The following is a 25,344-nucleotide window of genomic DNA, read 5'->3' as shown; positions in this document are numbered from 1 at the left end:
GAGAATGGAGGTAAGTCTATCAAATGCCTAAGGAAGTCTTGAAAAAACAAATTGATAAAGGAATGAAGACTGAGTTTGATAGTGTAGTATTTTATACTACTATGCTTTTAGTATTTATAGGAATCATCATGGTGTTTAGCGCAAGTTTTGTTCAATCTTCGTTTAAGCACCATGATGCTTATTATTTTCTAAAAAGGAATATAATCTATGCAATATTAGGATTTATTTGTATGATGACCATATCTAATATAGATTATAGATTTTGGAAGAAAAATGCTAAGCCTATAGGTATTATATCAGTTATATTATTGTTATTAGTTTTAACTCCATTAGGAATAAAGGCAAATGGAGCTAGAAGATGGCTTGGTGTAGGGGCATTTACCATACAACCAGCAGAAATTGCAAAGTTTGCAGCTATAATAATTACAGCAAAACTAATAGAAAAAAAATATGACAATATAAAATCTTTGACAAAAGGTGTTTTACCACTTATCGTAATCCCTGGGTTATTCTTTGCATTAATAATGTTACAACCAAATATGTCAACAGCAGGAACAATAATATTAGTAACTTTCGTTATGATATTTGTAGCAGGGATGGATATGAAATTTGTAGCTGCGATGTTTGGTAGTGGCGTTGCATTATTTTTAGCTTTAGCACTAACATCAGAGTATAGGCTAAAGCGTATACTATCATTTTTAGATCCATTTCAAGATCCATTAGGAAGTGGATATCAGGTTATACAAGGACTTTATGCACTTGGTTCGGGTGGTTTATTTGGAATGGGACTAGGAAAGAGCCAACAAAAATGGTTTTATATACCTGAACCACAAAATGATTTTATATTTGCCATAATAGGTGAAGAATTAGGTCTTGTAGGATGTGCAGTAGTAATAATGCTGTTCGTTATATTAGTATATAGATGTATAAGAATAGCTTTAAGGTGCTCAAATATATTTACATGTATGGTTGTTATAGGTATAGGAGCTCAAATAGGAATTCAAGCAGCTTTAAATATAGCTGTAGCAACTTCATCGATGCCAGTCACAGGGGTTGCGCTACCATTTATAAGTTATGGAGGAACTTCTCTAATAATCTTTATGAGCGCAGTAGGAATAGTGTTAAACATCTCAAAACACGTCAAAATTAATTAACAGGAGACGATTTAATGAAAGTTTTATTATCAGGCGGTGGAACTGGAGGTCATGTTTATCCAGCCATAGCAATTGCAAACAGAATAAAAGAAGAACATCCAGATGCTGAAATAGTATTTGTTGGAACTGCAAGAGGAATAGAATCAGAGATTGTTCCCAAGTATGGATATGAATTAAAAACTGTTACAGTGCAAGGGTTTAAAAGAAAAATAGATTTTGATAACGTGAAAAGAGTTTTTAAACTATTTAAAGGATTAGAACAATCAAGAAAAGTAGTTAAAAAATTTAAGCCGGATATAGTAATAGGTACGGGAGGATATGTAAGTGGACCTGTATTATTTAATGCATCTATGAATAAAATTCCAACTGTTATACATGAACAAAACTCTTTTCCAGGAGTTACAAATAAGATATTAGCAAAAATGGTAACAACAGTTTTAACAAGCTTTGAAGACTCACATCAAAGATTCCCACAAGGAACTAGAAATAAATTAGTACTTACAGGAAATCCAGTAAGAAAAGAAATACTAGTAGCTAGAAAAAAATCTGCTAGAAGAAATTTAGGTATAACAGAAGATAAGAAAATGGTGCTTTGCTACGGAGGTAGTGGAGGATCAGAAGATATAAATAATGCGATGAGGTTAGTTATAGAAAATATGGTAAAAGATGATGTGGCATTTATATTTGCTACAGGTAAATATTACTATGAAGAATTTTCAAAGAGTATATCACATATAACTTTAAAACCATATCAAAGAGTTGTTCCATATTTAGAAGATATGGCTAATGCTTTAGCTGCAAGTGATTTAGTAATTGGTAGTGCAGGTGCAATATCTTTAGCTGAAATAACAGCACTTGGAAAGCCTTCTATAATAATACCTAAAGCATATACTGCTGAAAATCATCAAGAATACAATGCTAAGAGTATTGAAAAACAAGGTGCTGGGATAGCAATATTAGAAAAAGATTTAAATCCAGAATGCCTAAATAATGAGGTGTTTAAGCTTTTAGGAAATAAAGAGAATTTAATAGATATGGCAAATGCAAGTAAAGCGATAGGAAAACCAGAGGCGATAGAAATTATATATGCTGAAATAATGAAAATATATAATAATAATAATAAACAAAAACTTTCATCGAAAAAAGAAAATAAAAAAGTTGAAAATGATAAAAAAATAGAAGAAAGTAAAAACGATGAGAATAAAGTATCAGAAGAAAAACAAGCTAAAGTAATAGGAATAAAGAAAAAGTAACATATACCCCCTCTAGTACATAATATTTAAATTATAGGCATTATGATTTAATATACAACACTAGGGGGGGTAACTTTGTCTAAGTATATAATTAAGGGAGCAAATAAAATAGAAGGTAGATTATCAATAAGAGGAGCTAAAAATTCTATACTACCTATAATAGCAGCAACTATACTTAATGAAAATGTAAGCACAATCCACAATGTACCTGATATATCTGATGTATATGTTATGATAAAAATATTAGAAAGTATTGGATGTAAGGTTAAGTATGATAATGGAACTTTAGTTGTGGATAGTTCAAATATAAATTGTATGGAAATAGATGATCAATATGTTATAAAAATGAGGTCTTCAATAATTGTAATGGGGGCAATGATAGGAAGGCTTGATTATACAAAAATAAGTCATCCAGGAGGATGTGCTATAGGTTCAAGGCCTATAGATATGCATCTAAAGGCTTTGAGAGAGCTAGGTATAAGAATTGAAGAAGAAAATGGATATATAAGATGTTTTAAAGATGAGTTAGTAGGCAGTACTATAAACTTTGAATTTCCTAGTGTAGGTGCAACAGAGAATACAATGCTAGCAGCTGTGAAGGCTAAGGGTATAACAAAAATATACAATGCAGCAAGAGAACCAGAAATAGAAGATTTGCAAGAGTTTTTAAATTCAATGGGGGCGAAGGTTAAAGGAGCAGGAACTAACTATATAGAAATTGAAGGTGTTGATTCGCTACATGAAGTAGAGCATAGTGTAATACCGGATAGAATAGCTATAGGAACATATATGGTCGCTTCAGCTATGACTGGAGGTTTCTTAGAGGTGGATAATGTGGTAGTACCGCATATGGAACCTATAAGTGATAAATTAAGAGCAGCTGGGTGTGAAGTAGAATATACAAAACAAGGTCTTAAGCTTAAAACACCAAAGATTATACAAGCTATAGATTTAATAAGAACTTCTCCTCATCCTGGATTTCCTACAGATATGCAAGCGCAATTAATGGCGCTTATGTCAATATCTGATGGAACGAGTGTATTTCATGAAACAATTTTTGAAAATAGATTTATGCACTGCGCTGAATTGACTAGGTTAGGTGCTAATATTAAATATATAACAGAAAATATTTGTATGGTAAAAGGTGTGAGTCATTTGCAAAGTGCAAGTGTAAAGTCTCCTGATTTAAGAGGAGGAGCGGCATTAATATTGGCAGCTTTAGCAATAGATGGAGAAACTGAAGTATCTAATATTTATCATGTTGAAAGAGGATATGAGAATATTGAGAATGTATTAAGGCAGTTAGGAGCAAATATAATAAAGGTTGAAAGTATAGAAAAAATAAAAGGCTATTAAGCCTTTTATTTTTTGAAGGAAAAGTACAGATTTAGTTGTATTTATTATTTATAGTAAAAAGGAGGATATATATGAAAAAGAAGAAAAAAATTAATACAACTAAATTAATGATCTTACTAAGTTTTATATTAATGATAATAATATTTATATTACTGCTATTAAATAGCAGCATATTTAATAGTAGTAATATAAATATAGAAGGTAATAAAAGAATTTCAACTAATGAAATAATAAAAATATTAGATATAAAAGAAAATAAAAATATATTTATGTACAATACAAAACAAATGGAAAAATCTCTTATGAATAATAGCTACATAGAAAGAGTAAAAGTTAAAAGAAATATTCCGAATAAGTTACAAATATTAGTTATAGAAAAAGAAATAGTAGCAATTCTTAAAGAAGGAGAAAATTATTGTTACATAGACAATAAAGGGGATTTAATACAACAAATAAAGGAATTAGATAGTAGTGAAAAAAAGGTTATCATAGAAGCTAAATACAATTTAACAGATGATAAAAAAATAGAATTTCAGAATGAAGAAACTAAAAAAAGGTTACTCTATTTATTAGAATGTACAAGGAAATATAATCTTCATAAAAAAATAAATAAAATTAATTTCGAAAAAAATGATATTATAAACATATATACAAATGATAAGATAAAAATAATATTACCAAATAATAATAAAACAGGTTATAATATTGCAATGATGAGCCCTATTTTATCAGATTTACAAAGTAAACATATAAAGGGAGGAACGGTGGATTTTACTTGTGGCAATAATCCCATATATAGACATTAAAAGATATGTTTAGATAAGGAGTGAATTTTAATGCATAAAAAAACAGCTTATAAAAGTTTAGTTATCTGCAGTATAATACTAGGAATTTTTATAAGTTTACAGTTAAAAACTATAAATATAGAAAATAATGGAATGACTACCTCTAAAAAAGGACAGCAATTAGCCGTAGAATTAAGAAGACTAAAAAAAGAAGAAAAAAATCTCAGATTAGAAATCGACACTATAAAAGAAAGCATAGATGAATATAAAGGAACTCAAGGTGATAACAAACTTAAAAGCGAAATAAAAAAATACGAAATATTAGCTGGATATACAAATGTTCAAGGACCGGGAATAGAAGTTAAAATAAAACAAAATAAAGATATAAATTCAGACAGTAATCAAAGCATAATTTATAATTATGATTTATTGTTATCGATGATAAACAAATTGAATTCGGCACAAGCCAATGCCATATCAATAAATGGTGAAAGAATTGTAGCAAATACATATATACATTTAAAAGAAGATAACTTATTTATAAATGACATAAAAATAACTCAACCTATATTAATAAAAGCGATAGGAAAACCAGAGACATTGGCATCAGCTTTACAAATAAAATATGGTATCGTTTGGGAAATGGAAAAATATTACAATATGGATATACAAATAAATAAAAAAGAAAATTTAAAGATAAACAGACATAGTGGAGTAGTAAGTATAAATGATTCTGATATAAATAAGAGGTAATATATGTATAAAATAACAAAACAAAAGATGGTTATATTAGGTGCATTTATACTAGGTATTTTAATATCTATGTATATTAAGTCTTTAGATGCTAGTAAGGTATATATAACCTTAGAAAAGAAAAAAGAGATTGAAAACCAAATAGAAATTACTAAAAAAGAAATAAAAAAGCTAAAAAAATCTAAAATTAACTATGAAAATAGACTAAAATATTATGATGATGTAATTCAAGATGACAATAAATCAATTGATGATTTAATGAAAGAGGAATTAGAAAATTTAAAAGAAATAAGTGGATTTTCTAATGAAGTAGGTGAGGGTATTATAATTACCATAAAAGATAGTGATCAAGAATTATCCAATAATCAAAATCCAAATGATTTGATAGTTCATGATATAGATATTCTTAGGATTATAAATGATTTAAAAAAATCAGGCTCAAAAGCAATATCTATAAATGGAGAAAGAATACTACCTCTAAGTAAAATAAAATGTTCAGGAGCTACTATAACTGTAAACGATAGAACATATGGACAACCTTTTATTATAAATGCTATAGGAGATAAAGAAAGTTTAACAGCATCGATAATTTCTCCACAATCTTATGCAAGTTTATTGAAGGATGGATATGGAATTTATATAAAAGTTGAAGAAAAAGATGAAATAATAATAAATTCTTACAAAAAATCTAAATAAAAACATTAAAAAACTTGAAAAATGTAGGCGTTTCAAAGTAAAATAAAGAAGGTGAATATTTATGATATTGATACTAGGGGGATTAGCACTTGGAGTAGTAGTTGGATACTATATTCCATTTACTTATCCTATGGATTATTCATTATATATGTCTGTGGGAATACTTGCAACAATGGATTCAATATTTGGTGCAGCTAAATCAGGATTTGAAGGTAAATATGATAATCTAATATTTTTGACTGGATTTATAGGCAATGCAGCGTTAGCTATAATATTGACATATATAGGAGATAGATTAGGATTACCGCTTTATTATGTCGCTATATTAGTCTTTGGGTCGAGATTATTTGACAATTTATCAATAATTAGGAGACAGATTGTTACAAATATTAGGAATAAAAAAAGAGGAAAGTAAATATTTTTGTGGAATAACTTAGTTAAATATTAACAAAATTAAAAGATTAAATGATATAATTAATACATACATTTACTTATAATCATAAAATAAGGAGGTCTATAGATGCTAAACTTTGACGTAGAAACAGATGGTCTTGCGCAAATTAAGGTAATAGGCGCAGGTGGCGGAGGAAACAATGCTGTTAATAGAATGGTTGAAGCACAACTTCAAGGTGTTGAATTCATAGCCGTTAATACAGATAAGCAAGCTTTACTTACATCAAAAGCTGAATATAAGATTCAAATAGGTGAAAAATTAACAAGAGGACTTGGAGCGGGAGCAAATCCTGAAGTTGGAAAAAGAGCTGCAGAGGAAAGCAAAGATGAAATAGTTAAAGTACTTCAAGGCGCTGATATGGTATTTGTAACAGCCGGCATGGGCGGTGGAACAGGTACTGGAGCAGCACCAGTTGTAGCTCAACTTGCAAAAGAAATGGGGATACTTACTGTAGGAGTAGTTACAAAGCCTTTCGTATTTGAAGGTAAAGTAAGAATGAAGAATGCAGAAAATGGTATAGCTGAATTAAAATCAAAAGTTGATACATTAATAACTATTCCAAATGATAGGCTATTACAAATAGTACAAAAAAATACATCTATGTTAGATGCATTCTCTATAGCAGATGACGTATTAAAGCAAGGTATACAATCTATATCAGATTTAATAGCAGTTCCAGGTCTTATAAACTTAGACTTTGCAGATGTTACTTCTGTAATGAAAGAACAAGGACTAGCTCACATGGGATTAGGTAATGCTACTGGTGAAAATAGAGCACTTGAAGCAGCTAGACAAGCTATACAATCACCACTTCTTGAAACATCAATAAGAGGTGCAAAAGGGGTTTTACTTAACATAACAGGTGGACCTAATTTAGGATTACTAGAAATAAATGAAGCATCAACTTTAGTTAATGAATCATGTGATCCAGAAGCTAATATTATATTCGGGGCGTCTATAAGAGAAGATTTAGGCGAAGAAATAATTATAACTGTAATAGCCACAGGGTTTGATGACAATAAAGATATGGGTTTTGATATAGCTGAAAAACCAAAAGTGGTACAAAGACCTGTTTTAAATACAGCACCAACACCAAAACCAAGTGTTGTAGAAGAAAAAGAAGAAATAGTAATGACAAAAGAAGAACCTAAAAAAGTGAATGTTATGGAAGATGACGATATGGAAATTCCAACATTCTTAAGAAGAAGAAGATAAATTTAAAGAAGTCTATATGACTTCTTTTTTTATATAATAAATTATTTCTAAATACTACTTGTAAAGAATTATTTCTACAAATTAGTTCAAACAAGAATATAAAAAAATATAAGAATAAAAAGCTTAATTACTGAATAAATATTAATAAGAAACAACGTAAGCATGTGGATTTAAAAGACTGAGTGTGGAGAACGAGTATAATTTTAAAAACAAAAAGAAAGCAGAATGCTTTCTTTTTTTGTGTTTTTTTATAGTAAAATAAATGCATTTCGACTGTTAAAAATGACATAAAATTGTGTGAATACTAATTTATAATATATACAAAGGCTAAAGGGGGACTATGCAATGTATATGGAGTACTACATTATAGAAAACCTATTAATAAATTATATTATTATAAGTTGTACTTCTATTCTAACAAAAAAGTATAATAGCAATAAAAAAAAATGGATAGGAGCTTCCTTAGGAGCTATATACTCTATAGCATATATTTATCCACAATTAGATATATTGTTTACATTACCATTTAAAGTATTGATTATGACTCTTATAACGCTTGTATCATTTACATATAAAAATAAAAAAGAGTATATAAGCATAATTCTTGTATTTTATTTAGTAAACATATTTATATCTGGAAGTACTTTTTTTATAATTTATTTTACAGGTATAGATCATATGAAAATATCTTTTTTAATAGTCTGTGTATATCTAAGTTGTGAATTATTAAAATACATATATAACGATATAAAGGCACTTAAACAACTTAAAGAATTTACCAAGAATATAAATATAACGCTTCTAGATAATAGTTGCAGTTGCAAAGCCTTGGTAGATAGTGGAAATTTATTAAAAGATCCTATAAGTAACAATGATGTTGTTGTAGTTAAACCTAGTGAACTAAGGGGGGTATTACCAGAATCACTTCTGAGTTATGATTATGAAAATATAGACATTATGAAAGCAGAAGAAATTATAAATTTATTAGATGATGAAATTTCATCTAGAATAAGGTTAATTCCATATAAACATGCTGGAAGTAGTAAAGGTAGCATTATATTAGGCATAAAAGCAGACTACATAGAAATAGACGAAAATAAAATAGGTAATATTATATTGGGTGTTTCTAATTTTAATGATTCAGAATACGGTGCAATATTAAACCCTAGTATATTGCCAGAAGTTTAGATATAAAAAATCGAAGGGGGGATAAAAATGAATTCATTGATATCAAAAATATTTAACAAATTTATATCTATATTAATTAAATTAGGTATAATAAAGCCAAAAGGAATTTATTATATGGGAGGAGTAAACATACTTCCTCCACCATTAAAAGCAGATGAAGAAAATGAATTATTACAAAACCTAGAGCATGATGAAAGTGTTAAAACTATTTTAATAGAGAGAAACTTAAGATTAGTAGTATATATATCTAGAAAATTTGAAAATACAGGTATTGATGTCGAGGATTTAATATCAATAGGAACAATCGGTTTAATTAAAGCTGTAAATACATTTAAACTAAATAAAAATATAAAATTAGCGACATATGCTTCGAGATGTATAGAGAATGAAATATTAATGTATCTTAGAAAAAATAATAAAAAGAAGATAGAGGTTTCTTTTGATGAACCTTTAAATGTTGATTTAGATGGTAATGAACTTTTATTATCAGATGTATTAGGAACTGAAAATGATGAGATATATAAAATTATCGAAGAAGAAATAGATAAGGATTTATTAGTTATGGCACTTGATAGATTGTCAGATAGAGAAAAGCAAATTATGGAATTAAGATTTGGATTAACTAATAGGGGTAGAGAAAGAACTCAGAAAGAAGTGGCTAATATGCTTGGTATATCTCAGTCGTATATTTCTAGGCTTGAGAAAAAAATAATATCAAGATTAAAAAAAGAAATGAAAAAATTTGTATAAATAAATAATTCAGTCTTAAAAGTATAAAAATATATGATGTGTAAATAATTTCATATAGATAAAACTTTTAAGAGAGGACTGAAATGTATGCAAATTAATAAAGTTGAAATCTGTGGTGTAAATACATCTGAGCTTCCAGTTCTTAAAAACAACCAAATGATGGAGCTTCTTCTAAAAATAAAAGGCGGAGATGAAGAAGCAAGACAACAATTTGTAAGAGGCAATTTAAGATTAGTTTTAAGTGTAATACAAAAATTTAATAACAGAGGGGAAAATATAGACGATTTATTCCAAATAGGATGTATAGGACTAATAAAGGCTATCGATAATTTTGATTTAAGCCAAAATGTAAGATTTTCAACTTATGCAGTCCCTATGATTATAGGTGAAATAAGACGATATTTAAGAGATAATAACCCTATAAGAGTTAGTAGATCGTTAAAGGACATAGCATATAAAGCTTTACAAGTTAGGGAAAGACTAGTACGAGCTAATGCAAAAGAACCAACAGTATCAGAAATAGCAAAAGAACTAGAATTAGCAGTAGAAGATGTAGTTATGGCATTAGATGCAATACAAGATCCTATATCATTATTTGACCCAGTATATCAAGATAATGGAGATGCTATATTTGTAATGGACCAAGTTCAAGATAAAAAAGACACAGATGAAAATTGGTTACAAGAAATAGCATTAAAAGAAGCTATTAAGAAATTAAATAGTAGAGAAAAATTAGTATTAGACTTAAGGTTTTATAAGGGAAGAACTCAAATAGAAGTAGCCGACGAAATAGGCATATCTCAAGCTCAGGTATCGAGAATAGAAAAGAATGCATTGAAAAACATGAAAAAATATATATAAGAAATAGAAAAATCGTTGATGCAAATATATCAACGATTTTTCTATTTCTTATATTAACATATTTATCCTAAAAAAAATTGGAAAAATATATATAAAATGATATAATTAAGAAAAAGAATGATTATTTATAAGGAGAAAGATATGCTAGAATCATCAATAACGTATATTTTACTAAGAACATTTCCAGAAAGCATAGTATTAGTTTTATCAGGATTAATACTGCTAGGTATAAAAATAGATACAAAAAATGTAATGAAGAAAGGAATGTTGTTAGGAATTTTAATAACTTTTATAAGATTATTGCCTATAAATTTTGGTGTTCATACTATATTATCAATGATAGTTGTTGAAATTATTTTATATAAAAGCTCAGAGAATCAGCTGGTAAAATCTATGATTTCTACGTTTATGATATGGATTTCACTAGCATTAAGTGAAGGTATATATATACTTATAGCTACTGGGATTTTTAAAATACCATTTGATAAATTAGCTAACAATAAATCATTATATGGAGCTTTAACTACATTACCATCGCTATTGATATTGATAGGTATTGTATTTATATTTAAAGCTATAATTAAAAAAATAAATACTTTGATGTAAAGAGGTCAATTATGGGGGGAATAGAGAAAATTTCATTAAGTATATCTGATAAATTAGGGGATAAATTAAAAAAAAGTGATGATGAAAAAGCAATTTTGAATTACGGTTTATTTATTATTATACATACTAGCTTAGCTATATTGGCTACAATTTTTGTTGGAATTTTAACAAATATGGTTATAGAAATTATGGTTATATCTGTAACTGCAGCATATATGAAAAGATATTCTGGAGGAATACATTCTAGCAGTCCATTAAGATGTGTAATAACAGGAGTACTATTTAGTTTTATATTATCTGTAATATGTAAATATATCATGTGTAACTTTAGTAATAATTTAATAGCTATAATATTGGGTATAGGGTTATGTTTATCATATTATATATTGTACAAAAAATGTCCAGTACCGTCTAAGAATAAACCATTAAAAAAAGAAAGCACGAGAAAAAAGTTAAGAAAAAAGTCATTTAAGTTAATAAATATATACCTAATAGTTATAATAATGCTTTATATATTAAATATAATTCATGGGTTATATTGGGCAAAAACATGTATGATATCAATGTTTTTAGGTATATTGTTGCAAATTTTTGCTCTTGCAGAGATAGGAAATTCAACTCTAAAGAGTTTAGAAAAAATATATGATTTTATAAATATATACTAAAAATAATAAAAAATTTTAATCAGTTTTGAAATAATTTATTATAAAATTATTTTAGAAAAATATATTATATTGCAAATTAATAAGGGGGATTTAAAATGGACTTTTTATTTAACATGGCATCTGAACTATTATCAAAAATAGGTACAGGAGCATCAACTTTCTGTGCGTTTGTATTCTATGAGCCAGAAGTACCAAAATCATTAAGAGAAGAGTAAATTTTTAAAAACCATTAGGGAATATTATCTCTTATGGTTTTTCACATTATACAAAAAAATATAATTTTAGGTGAGATAAAATGAGTAATTTTGACCAAATTAGAAATAAAAAAGTATTTGAGGTAATAGTGGTACTAAAAGTTATATATATGATACTGAGCATAGTTGCTATACTTAGTTTTTTAAGTCCTAAAATGAATGTTAACAATATAATTATAATTGCTATAATAGGAAGTATCATACTTATTTTAATGATAGTATATTTCTTATTGTTGTTGATACAATATAAAAATAAAAAAAATATATCACCGAGATTAGTGGATTATATAGAAACTATTATTATGCTATTTATATTTTTTATAGTGTTAATTAATACAGGATTTCAAGATAGTGATTACAAATTAATAGGAATATTTGTAGTATTAATAGCTGCTATACAATTTGGTAGAAATTATAGTATCGGAGTATCTATATTATGTTCTACGATTATAATGGCTATAAATTTTTCTAGTAATGCTATAACAAAGGCACAGCTAAGTGTTTATTTTGAAAGAGATCTAGTTCTTATAACTGCTGTTTTCGTAGTTGCATTTATATCGGGGATGTATGTAGATATAGAAAGGGAACATAGTAAGGAACTTAAGAAAATAGCTAATAAAGATGAGCTCACGGGATTATATAATCATAGATACTTTCAAGAATGTCTTCAAAATAATATATCTGATTCAGAGGAAAATAATAAAGAATTATCTTTGTTATTCATGGATATAGATTATTTTAAAAATTACAATGATATAAATGGACATCAAGCAGGAGATTTATTACTTAAGCAAATAGGACGAATTCTAAAAAATAGCATAAGGCAAGGTGACGTAGTAGCTAGATATGGAGGAGAAGAATTTGCAGCAATACTTCCGAATACTAGTGAAGAAGATGCTATAAAAGTGGGGGAAAGAATTAGAACATCTATACAAAATACAACGTTTAAAGGACAAGAAAATCAGCCTGATAAAAATATTACTATATCAATAGGTGTGTCGTCTTATCCAAGAAGAGCAATAAATAAACATCAACTTATAAACACTGCAGATGACGCTTTGTACAGAGCAAAATCATTTAATAAGAATAGAGTAGAGTCATATCATAGTGTTTTAGATGATTTGTGTAAACAAATGAATATACCAGAAGATACCATAAAATCTTTAAAAACATTTATTAGTATGATAAATTTAAAAGATAGATATACATATGGCCATACTGAAAGAGTTGTAATATATGTAAAATGGTTTGCCCAGATACTTAAATTAAAAGAAGAAGATCAAGTACAAATTCAAATAGCAGCATATTTACATGATATAGGTAAATTAGAAATACCTGAAGAGGTATTAAATAAAAAAGGAAGACTTACAGATGAAGAATTCCAAATGTTTAGAGAGCACCCACAAGTAGGGGTGGATTTAATACATCATATAAAACCATTTACACCGTTTATACCGCTTATAAAACATCACCATGAACGATATGATGGAAGAGGATACCCAAGTGGTTTAAAAGGTCAAGAAATACCTTACTTGGCTAGGATTCTTACTATTGCAGATAGCTTTGATGCAATGACTTCTAATAGACCATACAATGTAAGAAAAAATCATGAAGAAGGTATACAAGAACTAAGAGCAAATGCAGGTACACAATTTGACCCTGAATTAGTCGAAAAATTCATAGAAATGTTAGAAAAATATAAAGATAATTTTTAAAAATATAAAAATGACCTATAAAGGTCATTTTTTTTTGTCCAAGCACATATTTATTTTTAAAGGGAGGGGATTATAATGATAAGAGTATCTGATATAATGGAAAAGGAAATTATAAATGTTAAGAATGGAAAAAGAATGGGTTTTATAACGGATATAGATATGGATATAAATGAAGGTAAGATAATGTCATTTACTATAACTGGAGATGGAGGAAGAGGCTTATTTTCTAGAGGTGGTGAAGGACAAGTTATATTCTTTAGTGATATACTAAAAATAGGATGTGATACTATAATAGTAAATATAGGTTCAGAACTTAACATAGACGAATTTAATATATAGCTAACTAAGGAGGAAGAAAAAGTGCAATGCCCTTATTGTAATTATAAAGAGTCTAAAGTAATAGATTCAAGACATACAGATAGTAAATCTATCAGAAGAAGAAGAGAATGTGAATCATGTAAAAAAAGATTTACAACTTATGAAAAAATAGAAACAACGCCAGTGATGGTTATAAAAAAAGATGATAGTAGAGAATATTTTGATGGGGAAAAAATAAAGAGTGGTATATTAAAATCTTGTGAAAAAAGGCCTGTATCGTTGGAACAAATTGATGATATAGTAGCTTATGTTGAAAATGAAATAAATAAATTTTACATATCAGAGATAGAAACGCAAAAAATAGGTGAAATGGTTATGGATAAATTGAAAGATGTAGATGAAGTAGCATATGTAAGATTTGCATCTGTATATAGACAATTTAAGGACATAAATACATTTGTAATAGAATTAAAAAACATATTGATGGAAAAGGGAGACTAATATGAATGGTTTTATAAATGTTAAAGAAATACAAGAAAATATAGACTTCATAAATTTAGCAATAACACTTAAGAATATAGATGCAAAATCTAAAGAAGATATGTTAAAAGTATGTAAAGATGGAAATTTTACTTTTAAAAATTTAACAAGTAATGTGCAAATTCATTCAGATATAGTCAATGTAGTTGATGAAAGTAATATAGGACAAAAAAAAGATGGTGATTCGCTGATAACTAATTTAAAAAATGTACCTTTGTTAGTATTTACAGCAGATTGTGTTCCGATAGCTATTATAGATAAAAAGAATAAAGCAGTAGGATTAGCACATGCAGGTTGGAGAGGAACATATGAAAAAATAGCTCAAAAGACGATAGAAGGTATGGTTAACAATTATAAGACTAGTGTAGAAGATATTGTATGTATAATAGGTCCATCAATAGGACCATGTTGTTATGAGGTATCAAAAGAATTAATTGAAAAATTTAACACAATTCTTACAAATGGCGAAGAAAAATTCTATATAATAAAAGGAAGTAGTTATTATTTAGATTTATGGAGAATTAATGAATATATATTACAAAGAGCTGGTGTAAAAGAAAAAAATATAATTAATTTAAATATATGTACTAGTTGTAGGTGTGAAGAATTTCATTCTTATAGAAAACATGATAAAACACCTAATAGAATAGGAATGATACTAGAGATAAAATAGAGAGGAGATTAGCCAAAGATGAAAATTAAAGTACTTGTTATAGATGATGAAATACACATAGTAGAGCTTCTGAAATTTAATTTAGAAATGTCTAATTATAAAGTGGAATACGCATATGATGGGGTAGATGGATATATAAAAGCTAAAGAAATTAAGCCGGATTTAATACTTTTAGATTGGATGTTACCAAATATAAGTGGAATTGATGTATTAAAAAAGATTAGAAATGATAAAGATTTAAACCAAACACCTGTAATAATGCTGACTGCAAAAAATATGGAAAATGATAAAGTGGAAGGTCTTGAGATAGGCGCAGATGATTATATAACTAAGCCATTTAGTATAAAGGAGTTACTAGCAAGAATAGGTACTATTCTAAGAAGATGTAATGTAAATATGCAGCCGGGAGAGTCTATATTAACAACTGGAAATTTAAAAGTAGATTTACACAAGCATGAAGTATACAAAGGATCAGAAAAGATAGATTTAACACTTAAAGAATTTGAATTATTAAAGTTATTACTAGAAAATAAAGGCAAAGTTCTTTCTAGGAATCATCTATTAGATAAAATATGGGGCTATGAATACTACGGTGAAACTAGAACTGTAGATGTTCATATTAGATATTTAAGAAAGAAAATAGAGGAGGATAGTACCTCAGAAAAATATATTCAAACTATAAGAGGTGTTGGATACAAAATTGACTAGAATAAATATACGTAGGAGAACTATTTTATGGAACAATTAACAACTATAATTTTCTTTATTGTATTAGTATCAGTAATAGTTGCAATACTATCTATTAGGTATACAGTGAGATTGAGACGATATTTAGAAGAATTTATTTATGTTTCTAAAAAAATCAGTAATAAAGAATTTCAATCAAGGTTAAATCTATCGGTCCAAGGAGAGTTAGGTGAATTGGCTAAGAATTTTAATGAAATGATAGAAATAATGGATAGTACGATTAGTGAAGTTGAATATAGCCACCTTCAAATGACATCTATATTAAAAAGTATATCTCATGGGATTTTAGCGATAGACATAGATGGAAATATAATGCTAATAAATGAAGAAGCTAAAAGAATGCTGAAGTGTGACTGTGATAAACCAATAGAAGGTACAAATGCAAGCATACTAATAAATGAGGAAAAACTGCTTAAAGAAATAGTTTCTTTTAAAGGATCAAAGAAAAACAAAAGAAAAGAAATTAGAATAAACGATGATTTAGTATATAAAATTAGTTTAGACCCGATATATCTTCAAAATATTAATAATATAATAATAGGTTCTATCATTAATATACAGGATATAACAGAAAAGGTTAGACTAGAAAATATGAGAAGTGATTTTGTAGCTAATGTGAGCCATGAGCTTAAAACACCTTTAACATCGATAAGTGGTTTTATAGAAACTTTAAAGTTGAACGAAAATATAGATCAATATACAAGAAATAGATTTTTAGATATTATAGAAAGTGAATCTAATCGATTAAAGAGACTTATTGATGATATATTATTATTATCATTCATAGAAAACAAGGATAATGTGTTAGTAGATAGTGTTTGTATATATGAAGTCTTTATGGAAGTTTATGATATGACTAGCTATATAGCAAAATCAAAGAATATAAAATTAACGTATGAGTTTAGTGATAAATCTATAAGAGTATTTTCAAATAGGGATTATATAAAACAAGTATTCTTAAACCTCATAGATAATGCAATAAAATATACACCAGAGAACAAGGATGTTCATATTAATGTTGGTATAAAACAAAATTCAATTGTTATTAGTGTAAAAGATGAAGGTGTAGGAATACCAGAAGAAGATATAGATCGTATATTTGAAAGATTCTATAGAGTTGATAAGGCTAGAAGTAGAGATGTAGGTGGGACGGGTCTAGGATTAGCGATTACTAAGCATATAATTAAGTATTTAGGTGGAAGTATAAATGTAAAAAGTGAATTAGAAAAAGGTAGCGAATTTATTGTTACTATACCTCAAAAAAATTTCCTTTAATATAAGGAGATTTTTTTTTATTTTTGTGCAAACTATTATTATAAAAAAATAGAAAAAATTAATAATAAAATTCAAGAAAATAAAAGGAGTTGAGATAATGAAAGAACATTTACTAAGAGAAGATTTGTTTAGACATTCATTTATAGTAGCGTCAATTTTAGGCATATTGTGTAGGGCATTTGTGTTAAGAATAACTGACAAACAATATCCTACAAGACCTCAAGATTATTTAGAACAACTGATAACGTCTGCATTAGCATCATCATTAGGAGCTATAGCGCTACCTGCTCTTATGGATAAGGAGTTCGCTGCCTTAACTTTTTTTGCTGTTGCTATTCAGCAATTTCAAGGTTTAGCTGAACAAGAAAGAATAACATTAGAAAATATAGATAATGATGAAATTGTGAAAAAAGGTTCTGCATATGTAGAGGAAATAGCATCAACATATGAAGCTAGGAGTTATATAAGTTTACTATCTTCATTGGTAGCATCAGGATTATTTATACTATTTTCTAAGAAATTTGATTTTAGATTTGTAGGATGTACAATAGTAGCAACAATTGGAGCTTGTATTGTAGGAATATTAATAAGAAGATATCTAAGAAGAGATAGCGTAGGAGATATAGCTGATATATATCCAGCTAAAATCCATTTTGATGATTCAATATTAAAAGTAAATGATGCAATTGTAACTAACATAGGTTTAGAAGATACAAGAAAAAGATATTTAGAAGAAGGCATAGCTATAGAAATTGTACCTAAAAGTATAGGTGACTTTGGAATAATCAGTGATATAGGACAAAGACAAGCTATTATACATAACATTTTTATACATATGGGGGTAAATAAAGATGTAGATGAAAAAGACATTTTGACAATATCTAAGATGGATTTAAATAAACATACAGTTGTAATACCGTTTATACCTATAATGAAAGATATAAATACTATGGTAAAAATTGCAAAAAGTACTCCGATTATAGAAAATGCAAAAAGTAAAAATAGTGACTATAAGAAAAATGCATAATTAAAAAGAGGTGATATAGTGGATAGAGTATTTGTAGTAGCATTAACAATAGGAGTTTTATCAAGGATAATAATGTTGAATTTAGATAAAAAACAATATCCTACACAACCTAATCTCATATTAACTCAAATGGTATTAGCTTTTGTAGCTTCAGCATTAGGTGCATTAGTAGTACCTGCTTTAATAGCAAAATCATATACTTCAATAACGTTTTTATCATTAGCAGCAGAACAATTTAGAAAGGTTAGAGAAAATAGAAGAGATAGTCTTCAAAACTTAGAAGATATACAGCTTGTAAAAAGAGGCAGTGCATTTATAGAGGAAATTGCTAGAACATATGAGGTAAGAAATTACATGTGTATATTAACATCCTTTATGACGATAGCTTTACATTATTTATTAATTAAGGACTTTAACTTTACTTCAAATGTAAGTTTAACAGTAAGTGCAATTTTCGGGATAACATTAGCGCTAGTAATGAAGAAATTACTTACTAGAAAAAGCATTGAAGATATAGCTGATGTTCGTGAAGTTAAAATAAGTTTTGTAGATGAATTTATAATGCAAGTTGGAGATTTGAAAGGTATTACTAATGTAGGATTGGAAAGTGAAAGAGAAAGATACCTTTCTAAAGGAGTAGGTATAGAAATAATACCTAAAGATAAAAATTATACTAATGCAAGTATATTATATGATCCAGGACAAAGACAAGCTATAGTATATAATATTTACTCAAGAATGGGCCTTCTTAGGGAAGATGATGAGCCAGCATTTGTTCCTCTTCCAAGGAGAAACCCTAAAAATGAAAGCATAATATTAGCATATATACCAATAGAAAGAGATCCTCAAAAGGTAATACAAGCAATAAAATCATGTCCTATTCTTTCAAGTTCTAAAGGTAAAAATTTATCTATTAAATATAAAATAGGCGAGAAAGGAAGTGTATAAAATGGGAAGTAATACGAATTTAACAGAATATACATTGGCAATAGTAACAACAGATAAAAATATGCAACATGGCGGAGGATGTCCAATATTTTATGCTAATGATGAAAAAGATTTACAACATAAAGCGATGTTAATGGCAAAAAGTGTTGGAGGTATGGTTCATGATATGACAAACGGAACTTTAATTATAGTCAAACATTAAAAGGTACCTATAGGTACCTTTTAAATTATAGGGAATATTGACTATTTTTATCAAAACATGATATTATAATATGATGTATGTACTAAAGAAAAGTGGTGACAATGTATGGAAGTAAATGTTAAAAATGTAAATAATATAATAAGTAAAGTATATAAAGATAGTATTGCAGAAGAAATAGGCATAGAAGTTGGTGATTTACTTATTTCTGTAAATGATCAAGCAATACATGATATAATAGAATATAGGTTTTTATTAAGTGATGAATATTTAGAAGTTGAGATACAAAAAATTGATGGAGAAGTATACATATACGAAATAGAAAAAGACTATGATGAAGATTTAGGAATTGAGTTTACAAATCCTATAATAGACCAAGCTAAAAGCTGTAGAAATAAATGTGTATTTTGTTTTATAGACCAACTTCCAAAGGGAATGAGAGAAACTCTTTATTTTAAAGATGATGATTCAAGACTATCATTCTTACAAGGAAACTTTGTAACTCTTACAAATATGAGTGAGGAAGATATAAATAATATAATTAAGTATAGAATAAGCCCTATAAATATATCAGTGCATACTACTAATCCAGAACTTAGACAAAAAATGATAAAAAATAAGTTTGCAGGTAAACTGTATGGTATAATGAAACGTCTAGCAGATGCTCAAATTCAAATGAACTGTCAAATAGTATTATGTCCAGGATATAATGATAAAGAAGAATTAACAAGAACGATAAAGGATTTAGAAACATTATATCCATACGTAAATAGTGCAGCGATTGTTCCAGTAGGAATAACTAAGCATAGAGGACATTTACCCAACTTAGAAATATTTAATGAAAAAACTGCAAATGAAACAATACAGCAAATACATGAACTTCAAAAAATGTATTTAGAGAAAATAGGAACTAGATTTGCATTTTTGTCGGATGAATTTTATATAATAGCTAATAGAAAATTATTAGAATATGATGAATATGAAGGATTTATACAGCTTGAAAATGGTGTAGGGATAATAAGTAAATTAGAAAGCGAAATACAAGATCATCTAAAAACATTATGTAAATACCAAACTTCAAGGAAGAAAAAAGTTTCTATAGCAACTGGATATTCAGCATTTGAATTTATAAAAAATATGGCTAAAGAAATAATGGATGTATGCCCAAATGTCCAAATAAATGTATATAAGATAGTAAATAATTTCTTTGGGAATACAATAACTGTATCAGGACTTATAACAGCTACAGATATAATAGAGCAATTAAAGGATAAAGATCTAGGTGAGACTTTATATATTTCAAGAAGTATGCTTAAAGCAGATGAAGAAATCTTCTTAGATAATATAACATTAGAAGAATTAAATGAAATTATGAAAATTGAAGTTGTACCATGCTTAAATGAAGGTAACGACTTTGTAGATAAAATATTGAAATAGGAAAGGAGATTATTATGAGTGATAATAGACCAATAGTTGCAGTAGTAGGAAGACCTAATGTTGGAAAATCAACATTATTTAATAAATTAGCAGGAAAAAGAATATCTATAGTAGAAGATACACCAGGAGTTACTAGAGATAGAATATTTACAGAGGTAGAATGGTTAAATAGATACTTTACATTAATAGATACAGGAGGTATAGAACCAGAAAATGGAGATATAATACTATCTCATATGAGAAATCAAGCTATGCTTGCTATGGATATGGCTCATATTATACTTTTTGTAGTTGATGGAAAAACAGGCTTAACACCAGCAGATAGAGAAGTAGCTCAGATACTTAGAAAAACTAAAAAGCCAGTAATTTTAGTAGTTAATAAGATAGATAATCAAAATCAATTTGATAATGTGTATGATTTTTATGAATTAGGACTTGGAATGCCATTTGCAATATCAAGTGCTAACAGTATGGGTCTTGGAGATTTATTAGATGAGGTTATTCAAAACTTCCCAGAAGGATTAAACACAGAGTACGACGAAGATATGATAAGAGTAGCTATAACTGGTAAGCCAAATGCAGGAAAAAGTTCGATACTTAATAATATATTAGGTGAGGAAAGAGTTATAGTAAGTCCTATTGCAGGAACTACTAGAGATGCAGTTGATACTTATGTAGAAAAAAATGGTCAAAAATTCCTTCTTATAGATACAGCAGGTTTAAGAAGAAAAAGTAAAATATATGAAAGTGTAGAAAAATATAGTGTAATAAGATCTATGGCAGCCGTAGATAGAGCAGATGTGGTACTTATAGTAATAGATGCTGCAGAAGGATTTACAGAACAAGATACAAAGGTTGCAGGTATAGCCCATGATGAAGGTAAAGCATGTGTATTTGTAATTAACAAGTGGGATTTAATAGAAAAAGATAATAAAACTTTAGGTAATTACACTAAAGAAGTAAAAGAAAAATTCCCATTCATGATGTATGCACCAGTTATATTTGTATCTGCTAAAACTAATCAAAGAATGAGTAAGGTATTAGAAATAGCTGAGTATGTAGCAAGTGAACATGCTAAGAGAGTTTCAACTTCAGCATTAAATGATGTAATAGGTGAGGCTGTAATGCTAAACCAACCACCATCAGATAAAGGAAAGAGATTAAAGATTTACTATGGATCTCAAACTGGAGTTAAGCCACCTAAGTTTACATTATTTATAAATGATAAAAGCTTAACTCACTTCTCATATCAAAGATATCTTGAAAATAAAATAAGAGAAAACTTTGGATTTGAAGGAACACCTGTACAATTTGAATACAGAGAAAAAAATAGAAAATAACAGTACTTCTTAAGGGGGTTAATATGCTTAGCTATATAATAATTATTATAATTGCATATCTTTTAGGAAATATATCAACATCTTATATAGTGACTAAAAGATTAGCAGGAATAGATATAAGAACTCAAGGATCTGGAAATGCAGGTTCTACAAATGTACTTAGAACACTTGGAAAAAAAGCAGGTGCAATGACATTTTTAGGAGATTTACTTAAAGGTATAATGGCTGTACTACTATCACAGTTAATAGCTAAATTTACAGGACTAGATGTAGTTACAGCGGGATATATAGCAGTTGTAGGTGTAGTCTGTGGACATAATTGGCCAGCATTTTTAGGTTTTAGAGGTGGGAAAGGTGTAGCAACATCATTTGGAGCTATGATAGCAGTGAACCCTATTATTGCACTGTGTTGTTTTGCTATATTTTTAATAGTAGTATTAATAACAAAATATGTATCATTAGGATCTGTAGTCAGTATATCAATGTCACCAGTAATAATGATGTTGGTTCAAAATAAAAGAGGTGTAGTAGTAACCTTATTCTTAGCAGGATTAATTATATATACTCATAGAGAAAATATAAAAAGATTGTTAAAAGGAACAGAAAGAAAGATAGGACAAAAGAAAGAATAATTTTAGCGTGGTTAGGTGGTGTTTAAGATGGAAAAGATATGTGTACTAGGAGCTGGAAGTTGGGGGAGTGCATTAGCACTAGTCTTAGCTAAAAAAGGCTATGAAGTAAGCATGTGGACCTTAAATGAAGAGCAAGCTAATAAAATAAATAAGACTAGGGAAAATATAGATTATTTACCAGGAGTATTATTTCCTAACAATATAGCAGTAACGACAGATATAGAAGAGGCTGTTGTAGATAGTAAAATAATAGTTTTAGCAGTTCCATCACAAGCTATAAGAAGTGTATCTAAGCAAATAAAACCATTTGTTAAAGAGAAGCAAATATTAGTAGATGTTGCAAAAGGACTTGAAAAAGGAACTGGACTTAGATTGTCAGAAGTTTGTGAACAAGAATTACCGAATAATCCATATGCAACTTTATCAGGACCTTCTCATGCAGAAGAAGTTGCAAAAGATATACCAACTACAGTAGTAGTAGCATCACAAAATTTAGAAATAGCTCAAATTGTACAAGATATATTTATGAGTCCTAAGTTTAGAGTTTACACGAATCCTGATATAGTAGGAGTAGAACTTGGTGGAGCATTAAAAAATATTATAGCTTTTGGAGCTGGGATATGTGATGGATTAGGTTATGGAGATAATGCTAAAGCAGCTCTAATGACTAGAGGAATCACAGAAATAGGAAGACTTGGAGCTGCAATGGGTGCAAATGTATCTACATTTGCAGGGCTTTCAGGAATTGGAGATTTAATAGTTACTTGTACTAGTATGCACAGTAGAAATAGAAGAGCTGGAATACTTATAGGTCAAGGTAAAAACTTAGAGGAAACTCTTAAAGAAGTAAAAATGGTAGTTGAAGGTATAACGGCAACAGAAGTAGCATATGAAGTTGCTAAAAAATTAAATATAGATATGCCTATAACTAACGCTATATATTCTGTATTACATAATGGATCAAATCCAAATGAGGTAGTAATAGAATTAATGATGAGAAACAAAACTCATGAAATGGAAGAAGTAGTAGATGAAAAGCTAGGATTTTAATCCTAGCTTTTTATTATGTTGAAAACAAAAATAAAATTTAGTAATAATAGTCCCAAACCTAAAATATAATTTATTAAGAAACTATATGCAGGAGGGGAATTTAATGAACAACATATATGAGGATATCGCAAAAAGAACTCAAGGAGATATATATATTGGTGTAGTTGGCCCTGTAAGAACAGGTAAATCTACATTTATAAGAAAGTTCATGGAAAAATTGGTATTACCAAACATAGAAAATGAATTCAAGAGAGAGAGAACACAAGATGAAATACCTCAAAGTGGCTCAGGAAAAACAATAATGACAGTAGAGCCGAAGTTTGTTCCAGCTGATGGAGTGGAAATAAAAATAAGAGAAACAGTATCTTTAAAAGTTAGAATGGTTGATTGTGTAGGATACATAGTAGACGGAGCTTTAGGGCATGAAGAAGAAGGTAAACAAAGACTTGTTTCTACTCCGTGGTCACAAGAAGCTATGACATTTGAAAAAGCTGCAGAGATAGGAACTAAAAAGGTTATAAGAGATCATTCTACATTAGGAATAGTAGTTTTGACAGATGGTTCTGTGACTGGAATAGATAGAAAGAATTATCTTTCAGCAGAAGAAAGAGTTATAAATGAATTAAAATTATTAAACAAACCATTCGCTATTGTTTTAAATACATTAGACCCTGATAGTGAAGAAACAGAACTTTTAAGAGCGGAGCTAGAAGAAAAGTACGATGCTCCAATAGTTCCATTAAATGTTCTTGCTATGGATGAAGAAGACATAGAAAATGTAATGGAAACTGTACTTTATGATTTTCCATTAAATGAAATAAGAATAAATTTACCTGAGTGGGTAGAAGGATTAGAAAGAAACCACTGGATTAAAAATAATATAATATTTACATTAAAACAAAGTATAGCAGAAATAGGTAAAATAAGAGATATAGATGATATAGTAGCAGGATTTTCTGAATTAGAATTTTTAGAAGATACAGCAGTAGATAATGTGGAACTTGGAGAAGGGGTTATAAGTATCGATTTAACTGCAAAACAAGGACTATTCTACAATGTATTAGAAGAAAAGAGTGGATTTAAAATAGAAGGAGATCACCAGCTATTAAGTCTTATAACTAAACTATCAAAAGTAAAAAATGAGTATGATAAAATAGAATATGCATTAATAGATGCTAAGACAAAGGGTTATGGTGTTGTAGCTCCATCTTTAGAAGAACTTAGCTTAGAAGAGCCAGAAATAATAAAACAAGGAAAACAGTATGGTGTTAAGTTAAAAGCTAATGCTCCATCACTGCATATAATAAAAGCGGATATATCAACTGAAATATCTCCAATAGTAGGAAGTCAAAATCAAGGTGAAGAAATGGTAAAATATCTTCAAGAAGAATTTGAACAAAATCCTAGTGAGATATGGGCTTCAAATATGTTTGGGAAGTCTTTACATGATTTA

At 28.3% G+C, this 25,344-nt stretch carries 28 protein-coding genes; all 28 read left to right on the top strand.

Going from position 1 to position 25,344, the window contains the following annotated elements:
• The first annotated feature begins 23 nt into the window (after nt 1-23).
• Nucleotides 24-1,154 (top strand): stage V sporulation protein E, encoded by a 1,131-nt coding sequence (gene spoVE / locus VLM92_RS04465; RefSeq protein ID WP_325275154.1) that lies wholly within the window; start codon nt 24-26, stop codon nt 1,152-1,154.
• 14 nt (nt 1,155-1,168) lie between these two features.
• Nucleotides 1,169-2,407, top strand: coding sequence for an undecaprenyldiphospho-muramoylpentapeptide beta-N-acetylglucosaminyltransferase (gene murG / locus VLM92_RS04460; RefSeq protein WP_325275153.1), 1,239 nt, complete (start codon nt 1,169-1,171; stop codon nt 2,405-2,407).
• 75 nt (nt 2,408-2,482) lie between these two features.
• Nucleotides 2,483-3,763 carry a UDP-N-acetylglucosamine 1-carboxyvinyltransferase gene (gene murA, locus VLM92_RS04455; protein WP_325275152.1) on the top strand — a complete coding sequence of 427 codons (1,281 nt, stop codon included), beginning with the start codon at nt 2,483-2,485 and terminating at the stop codon, nt 3,761-3,763.
• Nucleotides 3,764-3,834: 71 nt separating this feature from the next.
• Nucleotides 3,835-4,569, top strand: coding sequence for a cell division protein FtsQ/DivIB (locus VLM92_RS04450; protein ID WP_325275151.1), 735 nt, complete (start codon nt 3,835-3,837; stop codon nt 4,567-4,569).
• A 30-nt stretch (nt 4,570-4,599) separates the two neighbouring features.
• Nucleotides 4,600-5,301, top strand: a complete 702-nt coding sequence (locus VLM92_RS04445) for a DUF881 domain-containing protein (RefSeq protein WP_325275150.1) — start codon at nt 4,600-4,602, stop codon at nt 5,299-5,301.
• 3 nt (nt 5,302-5,304) lie between these two features.
• Complete coding sequence (locus tag VLM92_RS04440; protein ID WP_325275149.1) at nt 5,305-5,997, top strand: DUF881 domain-containing protein; 693 nt, start codon at nt 5,305-5,307, stop codon at nt 5,995-5,997.
• Between the two features lie 61 nt (nt 5,998-6,058).
• Nucleotides 6,059-6,412: a small basic family protein gene (locus VLM92_RS04435; protein WP_325275148.1), complete on the top strand. Its 354-nt coding sequence runs from the start codon at nt 6,059-6,061 to the stop codon at nt 6,410-6,412.
• Nucleotides 6,413-6,517: 105 nt separating this feature from the next.
• Entirely contained in the window at nt 6,518-7,666 is a 1,149-nt protein-coding gene (ftsZ, locus tag VLM92_RS04430; protein ID WP_325275147.1) for a cell division protein FtsZ, read from the top strand.
• A 351-nt stretch (nt 7,667-8,017) separates the two neighbouring features.
• Entirely contained in the window at nt 8,018-8,854 is an 837-nt protein-coding gene (locus tag VLM92_RS04425) for a sigma-E processing peptidase SpoIIGA (RefSeq protein WP_325275146.1), read from the top strand.
• 27 nt (nt 8,855-8,881) lie between these two features.
• Nucleotides 8,882-9,604 carry an RNA polymerase sporulation sigma factor SigE gene (gene sigE, locus VLM92_RS04420; RefSeq protein WP_325275145.1) on the top strand — a complete coding sequence of 241 codons (723 nt, stop codon included), beginning with the start codon at nt 8,882-8,884 and terminating at the stop codon, nt 9,602-9,604.
• Nucleotides 9,605-9,691: 87 nt separating this feature from the next.
• Nucleotides 9,692-10,465, top strand: coding sequence for an RNA polymerase sporulation sigma factor SigG (gene sigG / locus VLM92_RS04415; protein WP_325275144.1), 774 nt, complete (start codon nt 9,692-9,694; stop codon nt 10,463-10,465).
• 141 nt (nt 10,466-10,606) lie between these two features.
• A complete protein-coding gene (locus tag VLM92_RS04410; RefSeq protein ID WP_325275143.1) occupies nt 10,607-11,071 on the top strand; it encodes a hypothetical protein in 465 nt (154 codons plus the stop codon).
• An 11-nt stretch (nt 11,072-11,082) separates the two neighbouring features.
• Nucleotides 11,083-11,736: an accessory gene regulator B family protein gene (locus VLM92_RS04405; RefSeq protein ID WP_325275142.1), complete on the top strand. Its 654-nt coding sequence runs from the start codon at nt 11,083-11,085 to the stop codon at nt 11,734-11,736.
• Nucleotides 11,737-11,831: 95 nt separating this feature from the next.
• A complete protein-coding gene (locus VLM92_RS04400; protein WP_325275141.1) occupies nt 11,832-11,951 on the top strand; it encodes a cyclic lactone autoinducer peptide in 120 nt (39 codons plus the stop codon).
• Between the two features lie 80 nt (nt 11,952-12,031).
• On the top strand, nt 12,032-13,705 hold the full coding sequence (locus tag VLM92_RS04395; RefSeq protein ID WP_325275140.1) for a diguanylate cyclase: 1,674 nt from the start codon (nt 12,032-12,034) through the stop codon (nt 13,703-13,705).
• 75 nt (nt 13,706-13,780) lie between these two features.
• Nucleotides 13,781-14,044: a YlmC/YmxH family sporulation protein gene (locus VLM92_RS04390; RefSeq protein ID WP_325275139.1), complete on the top strand. Its 264-nt coding sequence runs from the start codon at nt 13,781-13,783 to the stop codon at nt 14,042-14,044.
• Between the two features lie 21 nt (nt 14,045-14,065).
• Nucleotides 14,066-14,524 carry a transcriptional regulator NrdR gene (gene nrdR / locus VLM92_RS04385; protein WP_325275138.1) on the top strand — a complete coding sequence of 153 codons (459 nt, stop codon included), beginning with the start codon at nt 14,066-14,068 and terminating at the stop codon, nt 14,522-14,524.
• Nucleotide 14,525: 1 nt separating this feature from the next.
• Complete coding sequence (pgeF, locus tag VLM92_RS04380) at nt 14,526-15,236, top strand: peptidoglycan editing factor PgeF (protein ID WP_325275137.1); 711 nt, start codon at nt 14,526-14,528, stop codon at nt 15,234-15,236.
• A gap of 18 nt (nt 15,237-15,254) precedes the next feature.
• A complete protein-coding gene (locus VLM92_RS04375) occupies nt 15,255-15,944 on the top strand; it encodes a response regulator transcription factor (protein ID WP_325275136.1) in 690 nt (229 codons plus the stop codon).
• 27 nt (nt 15,945-15,971) lie between these two features.
• Nucleotides 15,972-17,258 carry an ATP-binding protein gene (locus VLM92_RS04370; protein WP_325275135.1) on the top strand — a complete coding sequence of 429 codons (1,287 nt, stop codon included), beginning with the start codon at nt 15,972-15,974 and terminating at the stop codon, nt 17,256-17,258.
• 97 nt (nt 17,259-17,355) lie between these two features.
• Nucleotides 17,356-18,285, top strand: a complete 930-nt coding sequence (locus tag VLM92_RS04365) for a YIEGIA domain-containing protein (protein WP_325275134.1) — start codon at nt 17,356-17,358, stop codon at nt 18,283-18,285.
• An 18-nt stretch (nt 18,286-18,303) separates the two neighbouring features.
• Nucleotides 18,304-19,233 (top strand): YIEGIA domain-containing protein, encoded by a 930-nt coding sequence (locus tag VLM92_RS04360; RefSeq protein ID WP_325275133.1) that lies wholly within the window; start codon nt 18,304-18,306, stop codon nt 19,231-19,233.
• Between the two features lies 1 nt (nt 19,234).
• Nucleotides 19,235-19,435 (top strand): capping complex subunit for YIEGIA, encoded by a 201-nt coding sequence (locus VLM92_RS04355; RefSeq protein WP_325275132.1) that lies wholly within the window; start codon nt 19,235-19,237, stop codon nt 19,433-19,435.
• Between the two features lie 105 nt (nt 19,436-19,540).
• A complete protein-coding gene (locus VLM92_RS04350) occupies nt 19,541-20,869 on the top strand; it encodes a DUF512 domain-containing protein (RefSeq protein ID WP_325275131.1) in 1,329 nt (442 codons plus the stop codon).
• 14 nt (nt 20,870-20,883) lie between these two features.
• Nucleotides 20,884-22,209: a ribosome biogenesis GTPase Der gene (gene der, locus VLM92_RS04345; protein ID WP_325275130.1), complete on the top strand. Its 1,326-nt coding sequence runs from the start codon at nt 20,884-20,886 to the stop codon at nt 22,207-22,209.
• 23 nt (nt 22,210-22,232) lie between these two features.
• Entirely contained in the window at nt 22,233-22,841 is a 609-nt protein-coding gene (plsY, locus tag VLM92_RS04340; RefSeq protein ID WP_325275129.1) for a glycerol-3-phosphate 1-O-acyltransferase PlsY, read from the top strand.
• A gap of 27 nt (nt 22,842-22,868) precedes the next feature.
• Entirely contained in the window at nt 22,869-23,891 is a 1,023-nt protein-coding gene (locus VLM92_RS04335; RefSeq protein ID WP_325275128.1) for an NAD(P)H-dependent glycerol-3-phosphate dehydrogenase, read from the top strand.
• Between the two features lie 103 nt (nt 23,892-23,994).
• Nucleotides 23,995-25,344 (top strand): stage IV sporulation protein A (gene spoIVA, locus VLM92_RS04330; RefSeq protein ID WP_325275127.1); only part of this gene is annotated, 1,350 nt, incomplete at its 3' end.

Source organism: Romboutsia sp. (genome assembly GCF_035470145.1).
Lineage (GTDB): Bacteria > Bacillota > Clostridia > Peptostreptococcales > Peptostreptococcaceae > Romboutsia_D.
The sequence above is the reverse complement of the archived record's forward strand: the minus strand, read 5'-3'. Positions and strand labels throughout refer to the sequence as shown.